General features: G+C 46.6%; 1 protein-coding gene. It reads left to right on the forward strand.

What is annotated here, in order from left to right:
- Nucleotide 1: 1 nt before the first annotated feature.
- Nucleotides 2-1445, forward strand: a 1444-nt coding sequence (locus tag Q8907_17020; GenBank protein MDP4275972.1) for a glycoside hydrolase family 2 TIM barrel-domain containing protein, incomplete at its 3' end; no start/stop codon positions are given.

Below are 1445 nucleotides of genomic sequence, written 5' to 3' on the forward strand. Positions count from 1 at the left end.
AATGAAAAGGACAGTAAATATATTGTTTTTAGCTGCCATTACTTTTTGCGCCTTTGGCCAAAAAACAGAAATCAGGTATTTATCGGGCATAGATAAGGATCATACCGTAGCCTGGGATTTCTTTTGTACAAAAGGAATGAATAGTGGGAAATGGACATCCATTCAGGTTCCTTCACAATGGGAATTGCAGGGGTTCGGTGCATACAATTACGGCCAGGATAAAAAGTACAACGACGAACAGGGCTTGTACAGATATCCGTTTGATGTTCCCAAAACCTGGAAGAAGAAAAAGGTTTATATCGTTTTTGAAGGTTCCATGACCGATACGGAAGTTAAGATCAACGGAAAATCTGCAGGTGCCGTTCATCAGGGTGCCTTTTACCGGTTCCGCTATGATATCTCTGAACTTTTGAAATTCGGGACAAAGAACCTGCTTGAAGTCACGGTAAGCAAGGAATCATCCAATCCTACGGTCAACAGGGCCGAACGGAGGGGCGATTATTGGGTGCTGGGCGGGATATACCGCCCGGTGTATCTCGAGGCTTTCCCTTCCGGATTTATTGACCATGTTGCTGTTGATGCCAGGGCTGACGGGTCGTTCAATATGGATGTAGTACTGAATGGCGTTTCAAAATCAGGGAGAATTGAAGCACAGCTGCAAACCCTTGAGGGCAAAGACTTCGGTTCACCTGTCTCGGTTGAAGTTGCATCCGGCAGTTCTCCGGTTAGGGTTACGGGCCGTTTTTCAGATCCTGCCCTTTGGACTCCTGAGTCTCCCAACTTATACAATGTAGTGGTCAGCCTAAAAGATGGGAAAACTATCATTCACCAGGTAAAACAGCGTTTTGGTTTCCGTACCGTGGAAGTCAGGCAGGGTGACGGGATCTATGTGAATAACAAAAAAATCATGTTCAGGGGCGTTTGCAGGCACAGCTCCTGGCCAACTTCAGGCCGTTGCATGAGCAAAGAATTAAGCCTTGGCGATGTGAACCTGATCAAGGACATGAATATGAATGCGGTACGCATGAGCCATTATCCGCCCGATCAGCATTTCCTGGATGTCTGCGATTCCCTTGGATTATTTGTTCTTGACGAATTGGCCGGCTGGCACGGATATTACGATACCCCAACAGGGCAGAGCATTGTAAAGGAAATGGTAGAACGGGATGTGAACCATCCTTCCATTGTCCTCTGGGATAACGGGAATGAGGGGGGATTTAACAAGGATTTGCGCACAGAATATGCCAAGTATGACCCCCAGAACCGTCAGGTAATTGAACCCTGGGCCAAGCTTAACGGAATAGATACAAAACATTATCCTAATTTCAAGTATATCAGCAATGCCCTGGACAATGGAGGTATGATTTATTTCCCCACCGAATTTCTCCACGGGTTGTACGATGGCGGGCATGGCGCAGGACTCGAAGATTACTGGGTACTGATGA

The sequence above is a fragment of the Bacteroidota bacterium genome (assembly GCA_030706565.1).
GTDB lineage: Bacteria > Bacteroidota > Bacteroidia > Bacteroidales > JAUZOH01 > JAUZOH01.